Below are 997 nucleotides of genomic sequence, written 5' to 3' on the forward strand. Positions count from 1 at the left end.
CGGTGCCGGCTGCCGACGGCGCCACCACCGATGTCGTCGACCCCGCCAGCGGTCAGGTGTACGCCACCGCGCCGTTGTCGGGTGCCGCCGACGTGGACGCCGCCTACGCCGCCGCTTCCCGGGCGTTCACCTCCTGGGGCAGGACGACCCCGGCGCAGCGGCAGGGGTACCTGCTGGCGCTGGCCGATGCGATCGAGGAGCGGGCGGAGGAGTTCATCGCCGCGGAGGTGCGCAACACCGGCAAGCCGGTGGCGTTGACGCGGTCGGAGGAGCTGCCGCCGGCTGTGGACCAGTTGCGCTTCTTCGCCGGCGCGGCCCGGGTGCTGGAGGGGCGGGCGGCGGGTGAGTACCTGGCCGGGCACACCTCCTTCGTGCGTCGTGAGCCGATCGGGGTGGTGGGGCAGGTCACTCCGTGGAACTACCCGTTGATGATGGCGATCTGGAAGATCGCCCCGGCGTTGGCGGCGGGCAACACGGTGGTGCTCAAGCCCTCGGACACCACGCCGGCGTCCACGGTGCTGCTGGCGCAGGTGGCCGCGCAGGTGCTGCCGCGGGGGGTGTTGAACGTGGTGTGCGGGGACCGGGGGACGGGGGCGGCGCTGGTGGAGCACCCGTGCCCGCAGCTGGTGGCGATCACCGGGTCGGTGCGGGCGGGGATGCAGGTGGCCGAGTCGGCGGCGCGGGCGGTCAAGCGGGTGCACCTGGAGCTGGGTGGGAAGGCGCCGGTGATCGTCTTCGACGATGCGGACGTGGGGGCGGCTGCGGAGGCGATCGCGGCGGCGGGCTACTTCAACGCCGGGCAGGACTGCACGGCGGCCACGCGGGTGCTGGCGGCGCCGGGGGTGCACGATGAGTTCGTGGCGGCGTTGGCCGAGCAGGCTGCGGGCACGAAGGTGGGGTTGCCCTTCGAGGAGGACTCCGCGGTGGGGCCGGTGAACAGTGCGCGGCAGTTGGCGCACGTGTCGGGGTTCGTGGATCGTCTGCCTGATCACGCGCG

The 997-nt window shown here is 73.6% G+C and carries 1 protein-coding gene; it reads left to right on the forward strand.

Annotated features, from left to right (window positions below):
* Nucleotides 1-2 precede the first annotated feature (2 nt).
* A partial coding sequence (locus ACRYM2_RS23145; RefSeq protein WP_432525052.1) for an aldehyde dehydrogenase family protein occupies nucleotides 3-997 on the forward strand: 995 nt, incomplete at its 3' end.

The organism is Kineococcus aridisoli (genome assembly GCF_050871885.1).
In the GTDB taxonomy this organism is placed as follows: Bacteria; Actinomycetota; Actinomycetes; order Actinomycetales; family Kineococcaceae; genus Kineococcus.